At 52.7% G+C, this 675-nt stretch carries 1 protein-coding gene; it reads left to right on the top strand.

Annotated elements, in window-relative coordinates; translation table 11 throughout:
- A partial coding sequence (locus ACTHUR_RS14655) for an FAD-dependent oxidoreductase (RefSeq protein ID WP_440399316.1) occupies positions 1 to 675 on the top strand: 675 nt, incomplete at both ends.

Genomic DNA, 675 nt, shown 5'->3' with positions numbered 1-675 from the left:
CCGATAAAGCCACTATGGACGTACCTGCCGAAGTTGCAGGTGTCGTTAAAGAAGTTAAAATTAAAGTGGGTGACAAAATCTCCGAAGGCGGCTTGATTGCAGTCGTTGAAGCCGAAGGTGCGGCTGCCGCTCCTAAAGCCGAAGCACCAGCTGCTCCTGCACAAGAAGCGCCTAAAGCTGCTGCTCCAGCTCCTCAAGCTGCACAATTTGGCGGTTCTGCCGATGCTGAATACGATGTGGTCGTATTGGGTGGCGGCCCTGGCGGTTATTCCGCTGCATTTGCCGCTGCTGACGAAGGCTTGAAAGTTGCCATCGTCGAGCGTTACAAAACTTTGGGCGGCGTTTGCTTGAACGTCGGCTGTATCCCTTCAAAAGCTCTGTTGCACAATGCTGCCGTTATCGATGAAGTACGCCACTTGGCTGCCAACGGTATCAAATACCCTGAGCCTGAACTCGATATCGACATGCTGCGCGGCTACAAAGACGGCGTGGTTTCCCGCTTGACTACCGGTTTGGCCGGTATGGCGAAAGGCCGCAAAGTAGACATTATCCAAGGTGACGGCCAATTCTTAGATCCGCGCCACTTGGAAGTTTCGCTGACGACCAGCGAAGTGTACGAACAAGCTACGCCTACCGGTGAGAAAAAAATCGTTGCCTTCAAAAACTGTATCATCG

The sequence above is a fragment of the Neisseria sp. P0021.S007 genome (genome assembly GCF_051956855.1).
This window is presented reverse-complemented; position numbering and strand designations above follow the sequence as displayed.